The 22,801-nt window shown below is 66.0% G+C and carries 16 protein-coding genes and 1 pseudogene; 8 read left to right on the top strand and 9 right to left on the bottom strand.

Annotated elements, in window-relative coordinates:
• Positions 1 to 22: 22 nt before the first annotated feature.
• Positions 23 to 1,120, bottom strand: coding sequence for a Shedu anti-phage system protein SduA domain-containing protein (locus ON37_RS32225; protein ID WP_083893381.1), 1,098 nt, complete (start codon positions 1,118 to 1,120; stop codon positions 23 to 25).
• Between the two features lie 247 nt (positions 1,121 to 1,367).
• Between ON37_RS32225 and ON37_RS29275 the strand changes: the two are divergent.
• Positions 1,368 to 2,521 (top strand): annotated as a pseudogene (locus tag ON37_RS29275) (IS3 family transposase).
• Positions 2,522 to 2,734: 213 nt separating this feature from the next.
• Here the strand turns inward: ON37_RS29275 and ON37_RS29280 are convergent.
• Positions 2,735 to 3,199 carry a hypothetical protein gene (locus ON37_RS29280; protein WP_157171695.1) on the bottom strand — a complete coding sequence of 155 codons (465 nt, stop codon included), beginning with the start codon at positions 3,197 to 3,199 and terminating at the stop codon, positions 2,735 to 2,737.
• 1,357 nt (positions 3,200 to 4,556) lie between these two features.
• Between ON37_RS29280 and ON37_RS29285 the strand changes: the two genes are divergently transcribed.
• On the top strand, positions 4,557 to 5,006 hold the full coding sequence (locus ON37_RS29285) for a hypothetical protein (protein WP_051032281.1): 450 nt from the start codon (positions 4,557 to 4,559) through the stop codon (positions 5,004 to 5,006).
• Between the two features lie 258 nt (positions 5,007 to 5,264).
• Here the strand turns inward: ON37_RS29285 and ON37_RS29290 are convergent, their stop codons facing one another.
• Entirely contained in the window at positions 5,265 to 6,221 is a 957-nt protein-coding gene (locus tag ON37_RS29290; RefSeq protein ID WP_040724149.1) for an AraC family transcriptional regulator, read from the bottom strand.
• 81 nt (positions 6,222 to 6,302) lie between these two features.
• On the opposite strand from ON37_RS29290, the gene ON37_RS29295 reads away from it, so the two are divergent.
• A complete protein-coding gene (locus ON37_RS29295) occupies positions 6,303 to 7,751 on the top strand; it encodes an MFS transporter (RefSeq protein WP_157171696.1) in 1,449 nt (482 codons plus the stop codon).
• A 246-nt stretch (positions 7,752 to 7,997) separates the two neighbouring features.
• On the opposite strand, the gene ON37_RS31390 is transcribed toward ON37_RS29295, so the two are convergent.
• From ON37_RS31390 to ON37_RS29310, 3 genes are all read right to left on the bottom strand, one after another.
• Positions 7,998 to 10,946: an SEL1-like repeat protein gene (locus ON37_RS31390; RefSeq protein WP_157171697.1), complete on the bottom strand. Its 2,949-nt coding sequence runs from the start codon at positions 10,944 to 10,946 to the stop codon at positions 7,998 to 8,000.
• A gap of 225 nt (positions 10,947 to 11,171) precedes the next feature.
• Positions 11,172 to 12,251 (bottom strand): hypothetical protein, encoded by a 1,080-nt coding sequence (locus ON37_RS33595; RefSeq protein WP_168441302.1) that lies wholly within the window; start codon positions 12,249 to 12,251, stop codon positions 11,172 to 11,174.
• The gene (locus ON37_RS29310; RefSeq protein WP_040724101.1) at positions 12,166 to 15,354 is read right to left on the bottom strand and encodes an nSTAND1 domain-containing NTPase; all 3,189 of its coding nucleotides are present in this window, start codon (positions 15,352 to 15,354) and stop codon (positions 12,166 to 12,168) included. The genes ON37_RS33595 and ON37_RS29310 overlap by 86 nt, the downstream gene beginning before the upstream one ends.
• A gap of 197 nt (positions 15,355 to 15,551) precedes the next feature.
• Between ON37_RS29310 and ON37_RS29315 the strand changes: the two genes are divergently transcribed.
• From ON37_RS29315 to ON37_RS29330, 4 genes are all read left to right on the top strand, one after another.
• A complete protein-coding gene (locus ON37_RS29315; RefSeq protein ID WP_157171698.1) occupies positions 15,552 to 16,025 on the top strand; it encodes a hypothetical protein in 474 nt (157 codons plus the stop codon).
• A gap of 136 nt (positions 16,026 to 16,161) precedes the next feature.
• The gene (locus tag ON37_RS29320) at positions 16,162 to 16,839 is read left to right on the top strand and encodes an RNA polymerase sigma factor (RefSeq protein ID WP_051032284.1); all 678 of its coding nucleotides are present in this window, start codon (positions 16,162 to 16,164) and stop codon (positions 16,837 to 16,839) included.
• A gap of 163 nt (positions 16,840 to 17,002) precedes the next feature.
• Entirely contained in the window at positions 17,003 to 18,361 is a 1,359-nt protein-coding gene (locus ON37_RS29325; RefSeq protein WP_040724105.1) for an LppU/SCO3897 family protein, read from the top strand.
• Between the two features lie 107 nt (positions 18,362 to 18,468).
• Complete coding sequence (locus ON37_RS29330; protein WP_040724108.1) at positions 18,469 to 18,921, top strand: hypothetical protein; 453 nt, start codon at positions 18,469 to 18,471, stop codon at positions 18,919 to 18,921.
• Positions 18,922 to 19,011: 90 nt separating this feature from the next.
• On the opposite strand, the gene ON37_RS29335 is transcribed toward ON37_RS29330, so the two are convergent.
• From ON37_RS29335 to ON37_RS29345, 3 genes are all read right to left on the bottom strand, one after another.
• Positions 19,012 to 19,767 carry a hypothetical protein gene (locus ON37_RS29335; protein ID WP_040724109.1) on the bottom strand — a complete coding sequence of 252 codons (756 nt, stop codon included), beginning with the start codon at positions 19,765 to 19,767 and terminating at the stop codon, positions 19,012 to 19,014.
• Positions 19,768 to 19,965: 198 nt separating this feature from the next.
• Positions 19,966 to 20,340, bottom strand: coding sequence for a hypothetical protein (locus ON37_RS29340; RefSeq protein WP_085997420.1), 375 nt, complete (start codon positions 20,338 to 20,340; stop codon positions 19,966 to 19,968).
• Entirely contained in the window at positions 20,337 to 20,939 is a 603-nt protein-coding gene (locus ON37_RS29345) for a TetR/AcrR family transcriptional regulator (protein ID WP_040724110.1), read from the bottom strand. The genes ON37_RS29340 and ON37_RS29345 overlap by 4 nt, the downstream gene beginning before the upstream one ends.
• Positions 20,940 to 21,314: 375 nt before the next feature.
• Between ON37_RS29345 and ON37_RS29350 the strand changes: the two genes are divergently transcribed.
• The gene (locus ON37_RS29350; RefSeq protein WP_040724111.1) at positions 21,315 to 22,781 is read left to right on the top strand and encodes an amidase; all 1,467 of its coding nucleotides are present in this window, start codon (positions 21,315 to 21,317) and stop codon (positions 22,779 to 22,781) included.
• Positions 22,782 to 22,801 lie beyond the last annotated feature (20 nt).

Here is a 22,801-nt window from a genome sequence, read left to right on the forward strand (position 1 = left end):
CTGGTCCGCTACATCGATAGAGTTACATCCGCTGCATCGAAGCCGCGCTGGTGGAATCATGTTCAAACACCAGAGCCCGTTCGGCAGCATCGACGAGCTGGTCATACGTGATGACTTCAACCCGGTTGAGCCCTGCGGTGTATTGTCGCAGGGTTCGCGCGACAACCTCGCGTTCGGCATCGGCGGGGCGGTGGTGATCAGAGTGACCGATTACCACAGTCGCAAATATGCGACTCATGTCGTACCGTTGGCCAAGTTCATTGTTATACATCGTCGAGAGCCCACTTCCGTGCTCATCGAAGCTACGAAGGTAATTCATGGCCTGCGCGGTCGCCTCGTGTACCGCAGGGCCGACAATCCAATGATTGCGATGCCGAACAAGGAGCTTGTCGATATCTGGGCCTTTTAGCTCCACGATATGCAGCGTGCCATCAGCACCGAGGAGTGGGATATCTGTTTGGTCGAGCGGGATGAACGACCGCCGATCAGCAACTCCTACATAGCGCCCGCCGAATATCCAATATGCGTCGCCGATCAACCTTTGGATTTCCGTTTCCGTGGCCCCGGGCCTATCCACAAGTCGACGCAACTGAGCGACCAGCTTACGTCGGCTTTCGAGCACGACCGACTGCGCCGCAGACCTTCCTATGTCACTACTTGCGATGAGGCTGACGATCTCGGCCACATTGGTGTGCTGGACCAATGCATCCACGATGACCTGTGGATTAACATGACTGCTTTCCAGCAAATCAACCAGAGCGGCGCCGGGCGAGTCTATGTCAACAACCTGGTAGCGACCGGTGTGGGCCACTTCTGTGTGCAGGAAGGCAAGTAACCTCGCTATCTCATCGTTTTCGCAGAACCAGTCATTCTTGTCTGCTGTGAAATCGCCGTAGTCAACTGCCCTGTTACCGCGGACGTCGATCGTTCGGAACCGAAGGGTCCGCTTCTTGACCTCGTTATCGCTCGGGTTGCCGTAGTAGCTCAGATCGACGGTCTTCATAACGTCTCGGCCCTTCTTGATGACCGCGCCTCGTTGACCTAGCTGCGAACGGCGAGGACCGTTAAGCCACATGAGAAAGCCAGCTTCATGGTCGACCGGCTTGCTTGTATCGCTCATGAACCCTCCACTGGGTCCTATCGACAGGCTATGTGACGTTGCAGGTCATTATGCCATCGAGGGCGAAGGCGATACTCAAGATGACGACAGCCGCTGTTCGCGCCACTAAAACTCGGTGGGTCGGCACTGATCACCAATTCAGTTTGGCCACAACGGGTTGCAGTATTACTCCGATCTGATGTTCCCCCGGTTTGCCGGGTCGGTTTGCTCGACTCTTGGTCACGATGTCGTCGAAGGAGACTTGTTCGTGCCCAGGCGTTATCTCGAGGAGTTCCGCCGCAAGGTGCTGGACCTGATCGCTGCCGGTCGCCCGGTTGCGCAGGTAGCAGCCGATTTGGGGATCAGTGACCAGACGATTTATGTCTGGCGGAAGCAGGAATTGATCGATACCGGCCAGCTGCCGGGCGCGACCCGGCTGGAGCAGACTGAGTTGTCGGCGGCGAAGCGTCGGATCCGGGAGCTCGAGCAGGAGGTCGCGATCCTGAAACGCGCCCGTGAACTGCTGAAAGAGCAGGGAGGCGACCCAAAAGGAGATACGCGGCCATAGCCACCATCGCGAGCGAGGGCTTGCCGGTACAGGCCGCGTGCCGGCTCCTGGATGTGTCCGAATCCGGGTTCTACGACTGGCGATCCCGCCCGCCCTCGCAGCGGGCGATCCGCCATGCCTGGCTGATCGACCAGATTCGCGCCGTCCACACCGCCTCCCGCGGCACTTACGGCGTCCCGCGGGCGCACGCCGAGCTCACCCTCGGGCTCGGAATCCGCGTCGGCTACAACCAGATCGAACTACTCATGGCCCGTGCCGCGATCAAGGGCTTGCCAGGAGTGAAACGTCCGCGACCCAAGCATCAGACCCCGACCGCCGGTGATCTGGTCAACCGCGACTTCACCCGAGCATCACCAAATCAGTGGTGGGTCACCGATATCACCGAGCACTACACGCGCGAAGGCAAGGTGTATTGCGCGGTCGTGCTCGATGTCTACTCGCGCCGGGTGGTCGGCTGGTCCATCGACTCGACCCAAACCGCGGCACTGGTCGCCAACGCCCTGGGCATGGCCATCTCCAATCGGTCACCACAGCCCGGAACGATCATTCACTCCGACCATGGCGTTCAATTCACCTCCTGGGCCTTCACCGACCGGGCCCGCAAGTCCGGGCTGGTGCCCTCGATGGGCTCGATCGGCGACTGCTACGACAACGCTGTCATCGAATCCTTCTGGGGCAGAATGCAAACCGAGCTACTCAACCGGCGAAGGTGCAAGACCCGGATCGAGTTGGCCAACGCGATCTTCGAATACCTGGAGATCTTCCACAACCGCCGACGCCGTCACTCCGCCCTGGGAATGCGAACCCCGATCGAATACGAAATGATGCAACCATCCATCCAACCCGTGGCCTGAAGTCCAGCATCCCGACTCCACAAACCGGGGGAACATCACGCTCTCCGGACTAGCAGGGGAACCTCACATCACCTTGAGGTCGGGTGCGGGTCGCGACATGAGCGCTCGACGTCGCTTGCCAGGGGGATGGGACCACGGGTTCGCCACGGGTATGGGACCGTGTTGGCTGGTCGCGGGCCGGGTGGCGATCGTGACGCACGGTCGAGTTGCTGGTCAATCCGGTGGGGCAGACATCTGCTTCAGACGTCGTATGGCCATGCGGTCGCCGGCCTCGGCCATCGTGCGGACCTCGGCTATCCGGCCGAGCCGGATCAACTGCGCTATGCGCTCGGAGTGCGCGTAGAAGCCGTTGTCGGGGTCGCTTTCCATGGCTTCCAGCTCGGCGAGCCCGGTCTCGTGTTCTCCGCGGCGGAAATGCAGGTGCGCCAGCCATAGTCGGGCGCTTGCGTCCTCGGAGGCCTCCGCGCGCAAGCGGTCGATGTTGTCGGAGCGGACCAGATATTCCATGAGTGTCGTCGCCGCGCGGCCATCACCACCGCGCGCCAGGAGCCGCAGGTCATCGACGCGGTCCGCGTCCACCATGATCTCGATCAACCGGATGAAGGCGCAGCGGTCGCCGTTGTTGTAGGCGAGTTCGCGTAACCGTGCTTCATCGGCGGCTGCTTCGAGCTGGTCCATTGCCCGCGTGCAGGCCGAGGTGGCCTCGGGTGTGCCGTGGATGTCGTATCGGTGAGCGGCACCGTAGTACGACCATCCTGCCCATTGATCGGCTGTGTCGGTGCTGTAGCGGCGCTGTATCACGGCCTTCATCCTTCCCCTGGTCTGCGCACCGCGGTTGTGCCATCACAGTGATCAGCAGGTGGCGGCGGCGGACCATGGGGGCGATGGTGCCCAGGACTGCAGGGCTGGGTCAATCCGATTTGCGCATCTCGTCTTCGTAGCCGCGCCCAGCCGCGCGCAGCGGAGCCGTTCGAACGTGTGTCGGCACGCTCGGTGTGGAGGCTACGGGTGTGCGGCGGACCGTAAGGCGTTGGCCAGGAAGGTGTTTCCAACCCGACCGGCCCCCTGCTCAACACGTTGTAGGTGTCGGCGAGCAGCCGCAGCGAGCACGGTTCGGTCCAGGGTTCGCGGTCGAAACCGACCGCGGTGGACCCGGTACGCTCGGCCGCTCCCTCCTGACGTGCGAGCCCAGCGGTACCACGGTTGCTCATGCCCATCAGCTCGCCGAGCTCCACGCACGACTCCACGGCCTCGTGTACCGGGTTCAGCGGTGCCCACTCGAACTGCTTCGTGACCGCCGGATTCGAGTGGCGGCTGAGCCGTTGGGGCGTTAGAGCGGTCGTTCGGCCGGCTGGCCGAACACGGCGAACGGTCCGCGACTACGAAATGCGCCGACTATCGCGAGTCGATCGAGTATCTGGCCCGCCATCCACGCTCTCATCCGGCGGCCGGCCCGCGAGCGCGGGCCGGCCACCTGATCTTTTATGAGGGTGCCACTACGTACTAACGACCCGAGCCGCTCTCGATCAGCTCTCGCACGAAGCAGAAGGGGCAAATGGGGTCGAAAGGAGCTGTCGCCTGTGTTCGAGCAGCACGTTCAGGTTCCTGCGCCGGCCTGTCCGGAGCTGCCACCGCAATCGCCGGCTGTAGACCGAGTGTCACAGAGATCGCTCCGGCGGCAATGATTTTCGGCATGACACGATGCATGAGAGCCTCCACTCTGGTGAGATGAGCGCCCACAAGTCTCGCAACCGAGTCCTGCGCGCCACAAGTTGATGATCGAGAACCGTTGAACCGCAACACGGGGGACCGGTGCGGGTTCGCGCGGTTGGGTGGTTGAGGTGCGGGTGTTTCGAGGGCGGTGAGGTGCCGGATCAGTCGGAATCCGGCGAACTCGAAATCCGGAAGTAACCCGCCCTCGAAACACCTCACCCGGACGGACAGCGGATGTGGTCGAATGATGGCGCGGGCGGCCATCGCCTCGTCTGCGAATTCTAGTGAATTACGTTATGGTCCAGCGGTAATTCTCCAGACAATGAAGGAATTCGGAGGCCCGGCCGCCATGCCGTTGAACCCCATCGAGCAGAACGAGTTGCTCGGCGAAATCACCGAGATCCTCATCTCCGCGGCGCCGCCGAACTGGGAACGGCTGATCTTCGACTTCATGGCCATCGGCACGCATGTGAACGTCGGGATGGGTGCGGCACTGGACAACGGTGCCCGGCAGTCGGTGCCGGCGCCGCGCGAGCTGTCGAAACCGCTGTCGAAGCTGCGTCGTGGGATGTATGCCGAGGGACTCGGCACGTGGTACTCGATGAGTATGGTGATCGACCGGCCCGACCGGTTCCATGCGCGCTTCAACCGGGACGACGAGCCGCCGTTCCAGACATTGCCCGCTCCGGACCAGTACGCACTCGACCTCGAGCGCTTTCCGCGCACACCGGACAATCTGCCGGACTGGTTCCGGGCGAAGCTTCCCTCCTGACCTGAGGACCCGGAACCCGGCGCTCGGCGCCGACTGAGAACCTGAGCCGACGGGCGTCCGAGAGTTTCGCGGGCGGCTTCTCACCCACATTCGGTCAGCCGCCCCAGCATCTTGGCGCCGGACGATGCCGTTCTGCACGCGCGCACCTGCCTCGTGGTGTTATGGGCGACTCCAATTGCCCTCCGGCAGAACCGCGTCCGGATCCATCCGAAGCGCTCGGGGGGAGCGGGACTCGATCTGCGGAAATCGGCTTCGGGTTCACACGGTGGCCCCGGCGGCCCGGTTTCCCCGCCGCCAGCTCGAAGGCGTGGCGTTGCGGGCTCGTTTGAAGGCGACGCTGAAGGCGAACGGATCGTGATATCCGACGTTCTTGGCGACGGTGGCGATGGGAGTGGTGGTATCTCGCAATTGGTCGGCGGCGAGGGTCATTCGCCAATTCGTGAGGTAGGAGATCGGTGGTTCGCCGACGACAGCGGCGAACCGTGCCGCGAACATCGCACGTGACATGCCGACCTCGGCTGCCAGTTTGCCGACGGTCCACGGGAGTTCGGGATGTTCGTGCAGCAGGTGGAGTGCGTTGCCGATGGCGGGATCGGCCAGCGCGCGACACCACGCCGGCAGGCTCGCGTCTCCGTGTGCGCACCACTCGCGGAGGGCGACCACCAGGAGCAGGTCCAAGAGCCTGCGGAGAACGGCATCTTGACCGGGGTCGGTGAGGCGCGCCTCGCGGGTGAGCAGTTCGAGCACCGGCGCTGTTCTCGATCCCGCGGGCACGACCACGAGTTCGGGAAGCATATCCAGCAGCCGAGCAGCGACGTCGCCGCGGAGGTCGTAGGCGCCGCGCAGCATGATGGACGCCTCGGGGGAGTCGGCTCCGAAGGTGCGGCCGGCGACGCCCGCGTGGTCGGCGGGTACTTCGTCTGCTCCGGCGATGTACTTGTGGCCGTTCCGGATGATGTACTGCTCCGGCGTATCCGGGCTGTCGGCGATCGTGTAGCGCGCTGTCCGGCTGATCAGGGCGACGTCACCGGCTTCGAGACGGGTCGTCGCGTCGGCGCCGGGGAGTCGGACCGAGGCCGGCCCGCGCAGTGTCGCCACGAGGGTGAGCGACGGTGCGTCGGCGTAGGTCATCGACCACGGGGGTGGGTGGATGAGTTGTCTTACCTGCGCGTCAGCGGCATGAGCACGGAACAACAGATCGCTCAGAACGTCCACGACCACACGTTAGACGTTCACAAAGAAATCCTCGACGTTCACCCATGGATCGTCCGACAGTTGTCGGATTGCATGGTCGTCATGATCTCTACGCACAGCCACGGAGAGCGTTCGGGAACGGGCTGGATCGTGCTGGTGTTGATGTGCCTGGCGCAATTCATGTGCGTGCTGGACGACACGATCGTCAATATCGCGTTGCCATCTGTCCAGGCCGAGCTCGGGTTCTCCGGCCCCAGCCTGCAGTGGGTGCTCAACGGCTACTTGCTGACATTCGGTGGGCTACTGCTCGTGGCCGGCCGTGCCTCCGACCTGTTCGTCCGGCGTACTGTTTTCCTGACCGGACTGTCCGTGTTCGGACTGGCCTCACTGACCTGCGGGCTCGCCGCGAGCCCAGCGATGCTCATCGTGTCCCGCATCGTGCAGGGGGTCGGGGCCGCGATGTTGTCGGCGTCGGCGTTGGCCATTCTCACCGCGACCTACACCGGAGCGGCGCGGGGTCGCGCATTCGGTGTGTGGGGCGGGCTTTCCGGCGTAGCCGGCGCGGCCGGTGTCCTGCTCGGGGGATTGCTCACCAGTGCCGTCAGCTGGCGCTGGGTGTTCCTGGTCAATATTCCGGTGGCGCTGGTGGTCGGTGTTCTCGTTCCGCGAGCCGTCGGTTCCGCGCGCTCGATGGTGCGTCCGGCGCTGGACCCGTTGGGTGCCGTCACGGTCACCCTCTGCCTCGGGTTGCTCATATTCGGTATTGTCAGCTCGGAGCAGTCGGGCTGGGTTTCGGTGCCGACGCTGTCGACGCTGGCCGGGGCGGTGGTTGCGCTCGGGGCGTTTCTGCTGATCGAGAGAATCCACGAATCCCCGCTCGTCCCCCTCGGAGTATTCACCCGCCGCAATGTCATCGGCGGCGCGATCTGCGCGCTGCTGCTGGCGAGCACGATGCTCGGCACCTTCTTCTTTCTTTCGCTCTATCTCCAGCAGGTACTCGGCTTCAGCGCCATCCGGAACGGGATCGGGTTCCTGCCCTTCGCGATTGCGGTCGTGTTCTCCGCCGCGATGTCCTCCCAACTGGTCGTCAAGTACGGGTTCAAGCCACTTCTCATGGGCGGCTTCGCGCTTCTCGTTTTCGCCCTGCTCTGGCTCGCGCAGATCGGCCTCGACGGCAACTACTGGACCGATGTCCTCGGCCCCGCCCTGATCGCCGGACTCGGCCTCGGAACAGTGCTGGTCAGTTCCGTCACCGCCACCACCCATGACCTGAGCGGCGACGGGGAACAAGGACTCGCCTCCGGACTGGTTACCAGCACCAACCAAGTCGGTGGCGCACTCGGCCTCGCCATCTTGTCGACGGTCGCCTTCGCCCGCGCGGAGCACTCTTCCGGTCCCGCCGCGGCACCGGAGTCACTGCTCGCTGGGTTCCAGCTCGCGTTCTCGGTGGCGGCGGGGTTCGCCTTCCTCGGGTTCGTGGTCGCGGCCGCGGTCACCACCCGTACAGCCGGACAGGCCCTCAGTGAAGCGCAGCAGATGGCGCGTCATTGACCGCAGGCCGGTCACGGGGTGTACCTCGACATCGAGTAGCGAGCACGAATGGAGTGGTCCCGGCCGCGGCCCGGGGACGTGCGATGGAAGGTCCCTGTGGGCGCGGTCGGTTCGCTTCGGCGGCCAGGTCGGCGAGGAATTGCGGGAACCACGTCCGCCGCGCCGGCTTCCGAGTCGGTCTCCACGGCGACGACACCGGGCCTGGGCTTGGCAGGAAACGACTTTCGCGGCTGTCGACGGCCGTCGTCAGCCGCAGGAGATCGTGCTGATCAGACCATCGGAGGTGAACGCGATCGCGATGCGATGGCCCTGCGGTGACAGTGCGGTGATCGAATCCGGGGTTTCGTCCGGTGTCATCCCGTAATGGGAGAGGAACCCGCGAACCACGCGCCGGTGGTCGGCGGGAAACACCTCGGTGGCTGTCAGAAGGAGTCGGGGGGCGGCGACCGGGTCGAACTCGTCGGCGGGCAGTCGGGGGTCGTCGAGGTGGTAGTAGGCGGAACCCTGTCCGTCGTTGATCCGGCACGACTTCACCCCGTTACCTTCGAGCAGGGCCGCGGCGGCGATGGCCATTGTGGACGCGGCCTGATGTGGGTCGCGGAACCGGGACAGGTCGAGGCGGCCGACCGTGAATTCCGGAATATCGTGCAGCTCACCGTATTCCCGGATGCGGCGTAACGGCTCGACGGCAGGATGGTCGGGTGTGAAATTCGGGTTCGCCCACGCCCACAGCCACGTCCGGGTCGAATGGCTGTAGCTACCCAGTACTGTCACGCCGTCGTAATCCGTGGGGCCGACAGTAAGTTTGCGCCCGGTGCCGTCGAAGATCACATCTCCGTGGTCGAGGGTGGCGTTGAGGATATTCTGGCGATGGATCGCAGCGGCCGATGTGGTGGCGGCGAACCGATCGAATTCGACACTGAAATTGCTGAGGCCGTCGATGAATTCGCCCCAGAATGCCGCCTTGGCGTTCTCCCCGCGTTGCCGATAGAGGTCGGTCAGCTGACTCGCCGCCTCCTCGGAGCCGACTTCCGTCACAGCGCGCCGGAACCAGTGGATCGCAGCGGTGATATCGCCCCGGTCTCGATGCACAACGCCCAGCGCATACGCGGCCCTCGGGTGCAGGCATTCGGCCGCGCGTCGCCAGGCTGCCAGGTGACCTTCGCTGTCGCCCAGGTCCTGCCGTACGAAGCCGAGATTGAACGCGGCGCCGCCGTTTCCCCGCTCCGCCGCTCGTCCGTACCAGATCGTCGCGGACTCGGGGTCGCCTCCGTCGTCGTACAACCGGCCCAGGTTGAAGGCGGCTTTGTCCGCACCCATCTCCCATGCCCGCGTGAAGCAGGCGATTGCCTCGGCGTGATCGCCTCGATCCTGCCGCAGGATTCCGAGATTCAGGAGGCTGTCACGGTGACCGTTGTCCGCGGCTCGCCGGTACCAGTGCTCGGCCGCGATCAGGTCGTTTCGGCGCTGTTCGAGGCAGCCGAGTTCGAATGCGCTGTCGGGCACCCCGAGTTCCGCGGCCCGACGTACCCATTCTTCGGCTCCCGCATCGTCACCGCGTGTCGCCAGCAACATGCCCAGGTCGTGCGCCGCAACCGGGTCTCCGGCTTCGAAGGCTTGCCGGAACAGTTCCTCGGCTTCCGCCGCTCGCCCTGTTTGTTCGGCGTGACGCGCTCGTTCGCGCAGCTCCGTTGCTTCCACGGGGTGATCTCTTCCTTCCACGGGGTGATCGCTGTCGTCCGGCTGTTGTCTGTGGTTGCCACGATCGCTGCCGTGGTCGGTGACGGGTGTGTCGCTGTCCGTGCGGGCGAATTCGGCGAGCAGGGCGCCCAGTCGTCCCGTTGTGTCGTGCTGGGCGCCGTGGATGTCCCCGGCCCGCGACAGAGCTTGTTCGCACTCGGCGATGGCATCCTCGGTTCGGCCGGCCGCCTGCAGCGCTGTGGCGAGATCACCACGGGCGTCGAGGGTGTTCGGGTGGTCGGGACCCAGGGTGTTCTCGAGCTGCGAGACGGTGGTCCGGGCATAGTCGATTCGCACATTCAGCAGAGCCGTGCTGTCGGGTTCGAGCAGTCGTGCATAGGCGGCGGCGGTTTCGGCGTAGGCGGCACGGGCTTCCTCGATGCGGCCCACGGATTCGAGGACTTGCCCCAGGCTCGCGCGCATGACGTGCGGATCGGGATGGTCCGGGCCGGCGATCCGGGTGTAGTCGTCGATGGCGGCGGTGTGGCAGGTGATCGAATCGTCCGGGCGGCCGGCCGAGCTGTACGCGCGTGCCAGGCTGTACCGGACGACGCTGGTGTGGACGTGATCGCGGCCCAGAGCGCGTTCGTACTCGGCCAGGGCGGTCTCGTAGGCGGTGACCGCGTCCTCGATTCGACCGGCAGCTTCGTACGCGCGCGCGATATGGCGGTATGTCACAAGGGTTTCGGGATGGTCGGGGCCCAACGCTTCGCGGCGGGCACGCAGGTTCGCCGCACGCATCTCGATCGCTTCCGCGAACATGCCCGCAGCCTCGTAGTCCTCGGCCAGACGGTCGCGAGCCGCAACGGTGTCCGGATGGGCATGACCGAGGTGCTGGGTGCGGGCGGCGAGGACCGCTGAGTCCAGCGGGATCAGGTCGTCGATCCTGCCCGCATCGCGGTAGCAGTCCGCCAAACCGATGCGGGTCTCGAGGGTGAGCGGGTCGGTGGGGCCGTTGACCTGTTCCCGAGCGGTGAGGGTGGCCTCGAAATGGGCGATGGCTCGGTCGAGTTGCCCGATGCTGTGGTAGGTGCGAGCCAATTCGTGGCGGATCGCGAGGGTATCGGGATGGTCGGTACCCAGGAGTTCCTCCGATCCACCCAGCACGACTTCCGACAGGATCGCATGTGTGCGATCGAGCGCCGGGCTCGATACCGCGGTCGCGATGAATTTCTCTGCGGCGGCGAGTAATTCAGCATCCTCGCCGGCGCCGTGCCGCTCCAGGGAAGCGGCCAGTGCGCTACGCTCGGCATCCGAAGCGGCGGCATGCTCGACCGAAATCGGATCGACGCCCGGGTAGTCGCGAGTGATTCGGTCCCGCAGCACGCGGTACGCCTCGGCGACCGCCGGGGCGGTCGTGTCAGCATCTCCGGCCGCGCCGGCAGTGACGGCCAGCGCGATGACTTCGTGGGGATTCATGTCTCGGGCTTCGGCTTTCTCGGTGGAACTTGTCACGAACGCCCCTGGCCGCACGGTAATTCGGAGTGGCCCGCGGTAACTCGGATGTCGGTCGTCGGCCTGTCGAACCTACCGCGGGGCGTCGTCGCTCGGTTGGTTATTGACTATATAGTCATTAATTGTTGACTTTATGGTCAGTACGCTGGCCGGGTCGTCGTGGTGCATCTTGGGCAGCGTCGAGCGTGTGGTTCCGGAATACCTGGCGGCCTCGCGAAGCGGTCGTCAACGGCACGGTGTGGTGGTATCGGCGCCGATCGGGAGGGCGGCGCGTTCGGCCCCGGTGTATTCGCGATCGCTGATCGCACAGAGGCGGGCCAGCGCGTCCGCGCGGGTCAGATCGATCGTCGCCGGGCCGTCCTGTGACATCAGCACCATCCCGGTCGGTGCGCCGACAGCCTCGAGCCCCGGACCTGGAGGGTGGAAGTCGAACAGCCGGCCGCGGTCGGCATCCCAGATCTCGATGGAATCGGACTTCGCCGCGATGATCAGCCCATTCGCGGTGTTTCCCTTGACCGATCCGGGGTCGGGGACAGGGTGTGTCGGCGTGGTCAGCGCGCCGGTGTCCAGATTCCAGATTTTCTGACCGACATAGATTTCCGGCCTGCCTGGTAGGTAGCGATAGGTCGGCATCGGGCTCATGGTTTCCCGGCGCCAGGACCGCAACTCGCGGCGTTCGCGGATATCCCAGAGCGACAGGCCGTCCGGGGACATCAGGATGATCTGCTCCGGGTGGTCGGAGCGCTCCACCGCCTTACCCGCCTGCGCCAGTATGGACAAATCTTCCGGGTTCGCGAATACCGGGAGCGGATTCCCCAGCGGCGTGCCGTCACTGATCCGCCACCGCGTGAGGAGTCCGGCGTAGAACACGGTGGCCTCGTCCGGCCCGGTCACCATGACGTCCTTGCCCGTCACGGGGCCGGTCGCCCGGAGTTCGGTCGGAGCCGGGAGGTTCATGGCCCGGACCAAGCGGAGGTCCTGCGTTGTGTAGACCCGCAATTCGCGTGCCTCCCCGACGGCGAGCAGGTAATCCCCCGTCTTGGTGAAAGCGAAGGATATGTCGTTGTCGCCGAGGTCGATCTCGCCGGGCAGGGTGCCGATCGCGGCGCCCGTTATCCGGGATTGCTCGGGCCGCAGGCGTACGACGTCGAACCATCGCCGCCCCGCGGAGGACCTGTAGAAGGTGAGGACCGTCTTCCCGTCCGGAGCCCAGATGAGATCACCGGGGCGAGGTTCGCTGAATTGGCTGAGGTTTTCGATTCGGATGGCCGGCTTGTACCGCAGCAACCCGGTGGGGTACACCACGTCCACCTCGGGACCTGCCGCGGTGGGACGGATGACGAAGCCGTCTCGCGGCGTCGCGGGCAACTGTTGGTAGCGGAACAGTTCGCCGGTGCGCAGGTCGACCACGTAGCTCATGCCGAATGCGTCGCCCACGGCCGAATCCGTCATCGTCGCGTAGCGCTGAGTCTGATCGACGACCGCGGTCTCGCAGATCGCCGACGGTACCCGGAATCCGGGTGCGCACGCTGCCGTCTTCCGGGTCGGACACCACGAAATCGCTGTAGGGGCCGTCGGCCGGGGCGGTAGTGCAACCGATGATGGCACCGATCGAACCCCCTTTGCCGCGTGGCAATCGGCGCAGGACAGCACCGGAGGCGATGTCGCGCAAGACATTCACGGGCCCGGTCTCGGCCGTCTGTTCGACGAACCACACCGCAGCGCGGTCGACGTGCCGGGGCAGGACATCCGTCGGTTCACCGGTGGAGAACACGGAAAGCCGGATCGGGTGCGCGGTCGAGGTGTCGTAGACCTCGACGAGGTCGGGGCGGTTCGTGTGCGTGTCGCCGCGCCCCGGATCGGTGCTGATCACCAGGCGGGAACCGTCGTCGGAGAACGCCGCCATCGTCGACCACTCACCGCCCGCGGTGCCCGGTTCCCGGATGGTGGCGGGGCCGCGGCGCTCGTGTGGCCACCACACGGTGATTTCGCCGTTATCGGTGATCAACGCCGCCCGACTGCCGTCGGCGCTCAGCGCGGCGGCCGTCAGGTGGGTCGACGCGGGCACCGGCAGCGCCCAGGACTTCGGACTGCCGGACAGAACGTCGGTCCAGATCGTGGCCGTACCGTCTTTGCCGCCCACCAGGAATTCCGTACCTTCCTTGTCGGTGGCCAGGTGATTCGGAGCCGACCACGGGCCGGGTGAGAACGAGTCGACTCCGGCCCACGACACCTGCTGGCGCAGCAGTGCCGCCTCGATCTCGGGACGTCCCGGTGCGTTTCGGGCTGCGGCCTGCGCGAATTGGAGCGCCCGCAGCGGGTCCCGGTCGGCGATCCGAATCGACTCCTGCGCCAAACTGATACCCGCCGACAATCGCAATTGCTCAGCGCGCTGCAGACTGCTGCGGTAGGCCAGTACCGCGGTGGTGGCGGCGACCAGGGCGAGCACCGCCACCACTGCGGTGACCGCACGCCAACGCCGCACCTCCCGGCGGCGCATTCGCCGGCTCGCCTGGATGAACGAGCGATCCGCCGCCGGGATATCGCCGGACCGGCCGGCAAGCCACTCCTCGGCCGTCGACAATGCGCTGCCCCGCAGCAACGCGCCGGTATCGCGTTGTGTCGCTTCCCAATTCCGACGCTCACCATCCACACGCTGCCGCCACGCGCGGAAATCACGGTCGCGTTCGAGTCGTTCGCGCAGCTGCGGCCAGTTGTCGATCAGGGCCTGATGGGCGAGCTCCGCTGTTTCCGTCCCGTCGGACCGGCGGCCGACGACGATGAGCCGATCTCTCGCCAACTGTCCTGCGACACTGCGTAATTCGGGGAAGTCGCGAAGCGAAGCGACGGAACGGACGAAGCCGTCACCGGTGGCGGCCGGCACGGCCAGCATCAGCAGCAGGCGCCACGCGGCCTCGACAGTCTCGGCCTCGCCGAAACCGGCGAGCGCGCGTTCGGCGCGGCGGGTGATCGAGCCACCGACCTGCCCGGTGCGCCGGTAGTCGGCCAAGGTCAGCCGGCCGCCGCTGCGCTGCTCCCACAGTTCGGTGAGCATCGACTCCAGCAGGGGCAGTCCGCCCGGTTCATCGGCGGTGTCGTCCACCAGGCGCTCGACCAGCTCCGGATCGAGTTCGGCACCGGGCGCATGCGCGGCCGGGCCACGAACAACGTCCCGCAGCTGGGCCCGGCCCATCGGAGCCAGCGCGACGGTGGCGCCGTCCAGGAGATGCGCCAGGTCGTCGTCCACCAATTCGTTGAGTGCCTCCCAGCGCAGGGTCAGCACGACGCGCAATCGGCCGCCTGCCCTGTCGGCGGCCGCAACGAGCTCGGCCAGCCAGCGCAGCAGTGCGCGGGCCGATTCCGGAGCGGTGGCCGCTACGTCTTCGAACTGGTCGGGGCATATCACCAAGCCCTCCGCCGGAATACGGCCGGCGAATTCGGCGGCGGCCGAGGCAGGGTCTACGGATTGCTGTGCGACCCGTTCGGCGAGTTCGGTCACGGCGACGGTCAGAGCGTCGTCCGATTTTCCGGCCTCGGCCACTCGGGCAGATCCGTCACCGGTGAGGCGAAAAGCTGCTACGCGCCAGCCGTTTCGCCGTAACCTCGGAATCACTCCGGCGTTCACCAGGGACGATTTCCCGGTGCCCGACACGCCCGCAACGGCCACGACGGCTCGTCGATCCACGGCGGCGAGCACCCGCTCGATATCGGCGTCGCGGCCGAAGAACAGATGCGCGTCGTTCTCACCGAATCGTTCGAGACCACGATAGGGATTCGGCAGCAGCGTCGGATCGATGCCGAGGACCTCGGCGATCGGGATCATGAACGCGGTGCCCGTGTATCGTCGTCGATCCGACGCCACGGCCATCCCGACCACCGCGGCCGAGCCGGCATCCCATACGGCGGCGCCGCTGAAGCCGGCGGTGATCGGCTGTCCGCCGGGCGCCGCCTGCAATTGCAGCCAGCCGACGCCCTGGGGTGCCCGGAACTCGCCCGCTACCCACACACCGTCGTCGTGTTCGATCGGGAACCCCAGCATCCGGAACTCCCGCCCCCACGGCTCGTCGGCCCGCCAGAACGGTGGTGCAGCGACTGTTTCGGGTACCGGTTCGCTCAACTCCAGCACCGCCACATCGCCGGCGCCCGTCGCGGTGATCGGTGCCCAGTGGGTGACGCGCGCGGAAACGAACGTGCGCGGCGATCGCAGCGGAAAGTCGATCGCGACCGCTGTCGCGGGCTGCCGCGCATCTGCCGGATCGAGGCCGAGCGCGTCGGAGATCACGTGAGCACAGGTCGCCACCAGACCGGGAGCGATCACGAACCCGGCGCCGACCACGGTGCCTGATTGCGAGAAGACCCGGACTACGGAGGATTCGGCCCCCTCGGTTCCGGGCGCCGTCCGTGTCATATCGATCGGTCCTCCCTACCGTTGCCGAGACGGCGCTGGGCGGACCGCTCGGCAGGGGACGATGCTACCGGCGAAGGCCTGGTACCCGCAGTGCTGCGCTGCTCGACAAATTTCTCCGTCGCCGGCCCCAACCTTTTCGCCGTGTCGGCAGTTGTCCTCGATAAGCCTCCTCGATAAGCCAAGGAAAGGAAGACCTCATGCACCAGCACCTGCAGCCTGGGCAAGCCCCGCAGCCGAGCGCCGGATCGGCCACACCCTGGCAGATGCCGCGATCGGTCCGGGCCGCGCGAATCATCATCTTCGCGATGGCGGCGATCGGACTCGTGGGTACCGTCGTGCTGATCGCGAGCGGCGATCCCTTCGCGGCGGGCGGGAATACCACCGGCTATTTCTTCTTCTGGGTACTTGCCGTACTCGCCTGCTTCTTCGGTTCCGGTCGCGGCGGGGTGCGGGCCGCGGCAACGACCTTCGCGATTCTGGAGATGTTGATGGCGCTGGGGTCCAGCGGTTTCAACAGCGGTGCCGCGGATTCCCGCTCCGGTGGCGGCGAATTCTTCATTCGGCTCTCGCCCGGGCCGATCGGGGTGATCGTGGCGATCGTCGTCATCGTCCTGCTGTACCAGCGGTCGGCCGCTGCGTGGTTCGGACGGCCGCGGGCACCGCGGCGGTAGCCGGCCCGGCATGAGGGGGCGCTGCCGCAGCGGCAGCGGTCCTCTCGCGGCACCCGGTCTCCATCGTTGCGCTCGATCGGTATCGTGTCGGTACCACTAGTGTGCCGCCCTGGCGGCAACGAACGACACGGGCGAAATGATGGACCTGGAACACGAACACAGCGGACCGTCGGACACTGCTTTGACGAAGCTGCTGGGCGTGATTCTGGCCGACTGCGCGCGAGATCCGCTGTCCCTGCTCGCCGTGCAGTCCGGAGGATCGGCTCTGATCCGAATCGGACGCGGCGCAAACGCGCCGGCCCGCCCGGACTTCGGTGAACTGCTGCTCGAAGCGGTCAACGGAGCCGGCGACGCGCTACTGGCCTGGGCCACACGGCAAGTCGGTAACCGCGCCGATGCCGAAGACATCGTCCAGACAGCCCTCATGCGGGTGTATGCCGCCTCCCCGGACATCGACGACGCCGAGGAACTGCGGGCCTATCTCTGGACGACCGCCAAGAATCTGGTGCGCGATGCCTGGCGGCGGTCCTCGAACGATCACTCCGAGATCCGAGCGGACAGCGATGAACGGATGTTCCAGCTTGCCGATCGAGCCGGATTGCCGCTCGACGACATTGTGGCCTTGCGTCACACGCTGATCGCGGCGCTCAACGCGTTGCCCGCCCGGGAGCGCGAGGCCGTCGTGCTGCGCGCATACGAAGGCAATACGTATGCCGAGACCGCACGGATCATGGGTGTTACCACGGGCACCGCCAAAGGCTATGTCCACGACGGCCTCCGGCGCGTCCGTGCCCAACTGGATGCCGCTGCCTGACGCGAAGAAGACGAACCGAAACGGATAGGTACGTCGTACGGCACCCGTGGACGACCTATCGCATACCGATGCGCCGGTGCTGGTGATCTGGTCTGCTCGGCCACGCCACCACTGATCGAATTGAGCCGCCTGTTTTTCACGGCGAGCTCGGAGCTGAGGGGTAATGGAACAGCAAATGTTGCGCGGAGTCGAGCTACACGGCTCCGTAGCGACCGCATTGCGGACGGCCGGGGCGCAGGTATCGGGGCGCCCGATCGATACGCGCGACCTTCTGGTCGCTCTGATGCGAGTCGACGCCGGTGAGTGGGGGCGATTGTGGTTGCACTGTGGTGACCCGGACCAGATCGCCGGAAAAATCGTGCTCGACCCGGCCACCGGAAGTTCCGCATCCTGGGAGGGCGTGCCACTGACCGACAGTTGCGCAACGGCTCTCGACATCGGTGTACGACTGGCTCATCGCTACCACATGTGGCCGCTTCCCGCCGGGCTCTTGGCGCTGGCATTGGTCGCCGACGAGAGCACCGCGGCCGCCCAGGCGCTCGGTGAGAACCTGGACCGCGCCGAATTGCTGCAGCTGTTGCAGTCCGACATTCTGGGAGTGTCGCTCAGCGGGATCGATACGGTGTTGCCCGCTGTGGTCGCCGAGTCGAACCGGCCCCGGCAGGACAGTGCTTCGCGGCCGAGTTCCTCTGTGTCGCAGTGGTTCCGCAAGCACGCGTTGATCGGATCTCTCGTCCCGATCGGCATCGTGGCGGTGGTGGTCACAGTGGCGATTGCCGTGTGGCGCGATGAATCCGAAAACCCGCAGCATGTGGGATCGGCCGCCGGGGTGCAGTGGGCCGACTGCCTGAAGCGCGACGCCGACTCCTTCCGCCCGGTCTCGTGCACCGCCGCCGATGCCGCCTATGTGGTGCTCGACCGGGCCGGCGACGGGCAACCACACAAGGACTGTATCGATGTCGCGGGCACCGAGTACGCCTATTACGAAGGGGGCAGCTACGTCTGTGTCGCTGCCAAGGGCACGGATGTCGAGCACGCCGTCAACACGGCGCAGGAAGGGGATTGCCTGACCGGTGGCGAGGGCTCGGGCGTACAGCGGGTGGACTGCACCGATTCGAGTGCCGCTTACCGCGTGCTCGCTCGCCGCGGTGCGGGCACGATTGCTACGGACATGGCGTGCGGAGGAGTCAAGGGGACCGAGCGCACCTACACCTACATCCTGAAGAGCGTCGACGGCGTCGCGCGCGGACTGGGGACCGGGGTGGCCTTCTGTCTCGCGGCCAAAGGCACCGATACCTCGCGTACCGCCGACAACGCTCAGGTCGGCAGTTGCTTGAAACGAGCCGGGGGGAACGATGTGCAAGTGGTCGACTGCGGCGCTCCGGACGCTGCGTACAAGGTGTTGCGTACCGGGCCCACATCCGCCTTCTGCACGAGTCTGTCCGGCGTCATCGCGACGTACTCGTACAAGCGTTCCGGTGACATCTTCACCACCTATCTCTGCTTGGGCTCGGCCCACTGATCAACCGAGCTGGATGCCGGCCATCAGGCGTGTTCTTCCGCGAGTGGGCGGGGCGACGGGACGCTTGACCGTGCTTGCTTCGCTCGGTCACCGAAAGGATTCGAAACATGCCGGATTGGCCTCAGCTGTCCCCGCAGGAGCAGGATGAGCTGCTCACGGAGATCACTCGCATGTTGGTGGGGGCATTGGCCGCCACCGGCTGGCAGCGGCTGATGATCGACTATTCCGTGGTCGGACGAACCGTCGATGCCGGCATCGGTCTGACCGATGCGAGCGGGCGGATGCGGCATTGGGAGCCGCCGACCGAGGTGTGGCGGTTGTTTGCTCGGCTGCGCAAGGGCATGTACCAGCAGGATCTGGGCGTGTGGTTCGGCTGCCGACTGACCATCGAGCCGCCGTCGCGGTATCACATCCAGTACAACCGGGAGGTCGAGCCTCGCTTCCCCACGCCGCCTTCCCCGGACGACTTCCTGCTCGAGGAGCGACGGTATCCGCGCAAACGAGAAGCTATGCCCCAGTGGTACGCCCGGCAACTCGACGCCGCCCGGGCTCGCCGATGACGGTGCCGGCGATCGTCGCAGACGCGGTCGGCGACCCCACGACGGTGTGCAGTGTGTCGGCGGTGCTCCGACAACCGGCAACCGGTCGACTCATCCCGGCGGGCTGCTGTCGGTGTGAGTCGTTCGCCGTGGGTCGTGGGTGGCCGTCCCAGGGGCGGCGGGCCGGCCGGGCGCCGTCAACGCCCTTCGGACCTCGTCCCAGGTGGTCGAATCCGCCAGTGTCACGTTGACGCCGGGCACCGGACGGCCGTCGAACCAATGAACCTGCTGGTCGTCATCGATGCCGGCGCCCTGCCCCCAGAACACCGCCTCCACATCGGCGACGAGACCCGCGAACAAATTGTGGAAACCTGTCGACTGGTAGAACAGGCCATGGGTTGTCGTGCTCCAAGACCAGACATGCAAGCGCGCGGCACGGGGGTCGCGATTCGACACGAAATCGACCCGCAGGTAGACACCGACCGAGCTGGTTCCCGCGGGAACGAGCAGGCCCCGGTCGCGTTGTTCGTCTACGTCGAAGTTCCATGCGTACGAGAGACCTTCATCGTCCAGGTCCGCACGGTGCTTGTAGAATTCTCCGTCGACTTCGATGAGACCGCACGGAAACTCGTCGTCCAAGCGGTTTATTCTTGCTATTTCCCAGTCGATGTCGACATCGAGGGACAACCACATATACATCGAATTCTCGCCGTCATATTTGACGCCGGTGAACGGCAACGTTATCTGCTCGCCGCCGGGAAGCTGCACGACAGTTCGAACCGAGGGGCGTGAGGCGTGTTCGGCGAGCCGGCGAAGTGCCCGGACGACGTTACTTTTCGGGACGTAGATGTCGTAGAAAAAGCTCATCCCCATTGCTTGCGCGCCTTTCGGTCGGCCTCGTGTCCCTCGAAAATCAGCGCCACCGCCTCAGCTGTGCAGGCACCCCACGGCAGGGCCGATTCGACACTGCTCGATGCCCTGCTCTGCCGGATGGTCGGCGCAGGGCGGCGCGATCTTGCCGGAGTGAGTTTCGGGGAAGGTATGCGGCGAAGTATCCGGAACGGCTCATTTCGCACGGAACAGGCGGAAGGCGAGTATCGCGAGCAGAACCAGGCAGAGCGTTTGTTCGACAACCATCCACAGCGGTAGCGGAAGGAAGATCAACACCACGGCGAAGGCGATCAGCAGTACCACGACGACGATGCGCAGCCGCAGCAGCGCGCGCGGGTCGCCGGCGTCGGCTCGGCGGGCGATGACGTAGGTCAGGATCGCGGTGATCGCGACGATGACGCCGCGCACCCATGCCTGCTGGGTGACCTGCGCGGGCGCCAGCGCGGACAGCACGGCGAGCGCGACCACGGTCGCGACGCCGAGGGCCAGATAGGTTGCGGCGAGCCGGGATACGGTCATCGCCTGCCGGGTCTTCGTGGACGTGTTCACTGTTGTTTCCCGTCTGTGTTCGCGGTCGCTCGTTCGATGAATCGGACGATCTCGGATAACAGGTGGTCGATGTCGGCGGCATCGGTGTGGGCGAGGTATGACGCGGTGGCGTCGACGATCGCTCGGATGGCGGCCGCGGCGACGAGGGAGTCGAAGGCGGCGAACTCGCCGGAACGCTGCCCGGCGGCCAGCAGCTCCGCCAGCGGTTCGACCAGATCGGGTACGCGGGCGCGATGGTGGGGTGCGTTCTCCAAGATGCGTTGCACCGCACGGATGTGCGCCGCGTGGGCGCGGATGAACTCCAGGTTCGCCCGCAGCCGCGCCGTGAGTCGCTCACCGGCCGGCCCGGTGTCCGGGGTTCGCTGCGCCATGAACGCCGCGCCCTGGGCATAGAGCGCGTCGACGACGGCCGCGCAGATGCCGTCCTTCGTCCCGAAGTGATACAGAACGGTGCCCTTGATCGTATCTGCTTGGCGCGCAATGCGATCCACCGATGCTGCCGCGAAGCCCTCGGTATCGATCACCACGATCGCGGCCGCGACGATGTCCTCGCGTCGCGCTCGTTGGGTACGGGTGAGGTCCGTCTTGCCACCAGCCACGCAACGAGCTTACCAAAGGGTCAAAAATCTGACTACATGGTCAGAATGTGGGGCATGACTTCAGGCGGACATGGGGACACAACGTGCCGCTACGAACATCCGGGGAGATCCCTGATCCTCCCCCGAGAAAGGCACCATCACAGCCGGCCCACCGCACCGACGCCGCGAACCTTCCGACCCCGATGGGATGTGCCGCCGATTTCCCCGAGCCGCCGCCGGGCAGTCGTCTCCACACGCGCACAGGTAGCTGTCTCTGCGGCGAACAAGGTGAGGCGCGATCGCTACGCAGCGTCCGGAATCCGACCGATTCGAATACTCTGGTGGCCGTCCGAACGCCATGTCGGCGAAGCGGTTCGCCGAGGCCGGGGAGTGTAGATGGATTTCGAGGAGTATCGCCGGCACGATGCCACCGGCCTCGCCGAACTCGTTGCGAAAAAGGAGGTTACGGCCGGGGAACTGCTTGCCGCGGCGCGGGAGCGGGCTGCGGAGGTGAATCCGCGGATCAACGCGATCATCGCCGATGTTCCGTGCTCGGCGGATTCGGAGCGCACGGGGCCGTTTGCCGGGGTTCCGTTCCTGATCAAGGATCTCGCGATGGACTATGCCGGGCTGCCGTCCTCGCAGGGGTCGCGCTCGTGGCGGACGACCCCCGTGCCCGAGCACTCGACGATCGTCGAGCGGTGGCTCGATGCCGGCCTGATGATCTTCGGCAAGACCAATACGCCCGAGTTCGGTGCCAAGGCGATCACCGAGCCGGAGGTGTGGGGGCCGACCCGGAATCCCTGGGATCTGTCGCGGACGCCCGGTGGGTCGTCGGGAGGTTCCGCGGCGGCGGTCGCGGCGGGCATCGTTCCGGCTGCCGGCGCGAACGACGGCGGTGGTTCGATTCGCATTCCGGCAGGCTGCTGCGGACTCGTCGGTCTGAAACCGGGACGGGGTGTGACCCCGATGGGGCCGGCGGTCGCGGAATTCATGCACGGCGCCGCGGTTCAAGGGGTCGTCACGCGTTCGGTCCGCGACACCGCCGGGTTGCTCGACGTGATCGTCGGAGGGGAACCGTCGGGGCCGTTTCAGCCGGCAGTCGCCGGACCCTATCGCGATGCCGTGGGCCGCGATCCCGGCCGGCTACGGATCGGCGTGCGCATCCCCGCCGCCATCACGCCCGACCCCGATCCCGAGGCTTACGCGGCGGTCGAGACGGCCACACGCGTGCTGACCGACCTGGGCCATCGGGTCGAAATCCTGGAGGAGGCACCCTTCGACGACGCTGCCCTGGCCCACGAGTTCCTGCTCGCCTGGTTCGTCTACATCGCCTACGAGGTTGCCACCGCACGTCGGCTGACCGGTTGCGGCAACGAGGGTTTCGAGCGTGACACCCTGGTGATGGCCGCGTTGGGCAACGCCACCCGAGGCCCGGAATACGTCGCCGCCGTGGAAGCCCGGCACGGCCATGCCCGCCGCCTGACCGAGTACTTCCGGACCCACGATCTGCTGCTGACGCCCACGATGGCGACACCGCCCCCGAAGATCGGTGAGTTCGAATTGCCGAAGTCGCTTCGCCGCGCGACCGACGCGATTCTCAGGACCCGCACCGCGGGTCTACTCAAATACACCCCTATCGTCGACGACTTGGTCCGGAAGAATCTGGGGTGGGTGCCGTACACCCAGCTCGCCAATATCACCGGCAGACCGGCGATCTCGCTGCCGCTGCACTGGACCGGCGACGGGCTTCCGCTGGGGGTGCAACTCGTGGCCCCCTTGGGTGGCGAGTCGACGCTGATCGCAGTCGCCGCCCAGGTCGAGCAGGCGGCGCCGTGGTTCGACAAGGTCGCTGAGCTGTAAGGCGGCCCCTCGACCTCGTG

Source organism: Nocardia veterana NBRC 100344, assembly GCF_000308855.1.
Taxonomy (GTDB): domain Bacteria; phylum Actinomycetota; class Actinomycetes; order Mycobacteriales; family Mycobacteriaceae; genus Nocardia; species Nocardia veterana.

Excerpts from the sequence above, each read along its gene's own strand:
- ON37_RS29315 (WP_157171698.1), top strand. The coding sequence starts at position 15,552 with ATGCACCAGCACCTGCAGCCTGGGCAAGCCCCGCAGCCGAGCGCCGGA.
- ON37_RS29320 (WP_051032284.1), top strand. The coding sequence starts at position 16,162 with ATGATGGACCTGGAACACGAACACAGCGGACCGTCGGACACTGCTTTG.
- ON37_RS29285 (WP_051032281.1), top strand. The coding sequence starts at position 4,557 with ATGAAGGAATTCGGAGGCCCGGCCGCCATGCCGTTGAACCCCATCGAG.
- ON37_RS29335 (WP_040724109.1), bottom strand. The coding sequence starts at position 19,767 with ATGAGCTTTTTCTACGACATCTACGTCCCGAAAAGTAACGTCGTCCGG.
- ON37_RS29295 (WP_157171696.1), top strand. The coding sequence starts at position 6,303 with ATGATCTCTACGCACAGCCACGGAGAGCGTTCGGGAACGGGCTGGATC.
- ON37_RS29310 (WP_040724101.1), bottom strand. The coding sequence starts at position 15,354 with ATGACACGGACGGCGCCCGGAACCGAGGGGGCCGAATCCTCCGTAGTC.
- ON37_RS29350 (WP_040724111.1), top strand. The coding sequence starts at position 21,315 with ATGGATTTCGAGGAGTATCGCCGGCACGATGCCACCGGCCTCGCCGAA.
- ON37_RS32225 (WP_083893381.1), bottom strand. The coding sequence starts at position 1,120 with ATGAGCGATACAAGCAAGCCGGTCGACCATGAAGCTGGCTTTCTCATG.
- ON37_RS29330 (WP_040724108.1), top strand. The coding sequence starts at position 18,469 with ATGCCGGATTGGCCTCAGCTGTCCCCGCAGGAGCAGGATGAGCTGCTC.
- ON37_RS29280 (WP_157171695.1), bottom strand. The coding sequence starts at position 3,199 with ATGGACCAGCTCGAAGCAGCCGCCGATGAAGCACGGTTACGCGAACTC.
- ON37_RS29325 (WP_040724105.1), top strand. The coding sequence starts at position 17,003 with ATGGAACAGCAAATGTTGCGCGGAGTCGAGCTACACGGCTCCGTAGCG.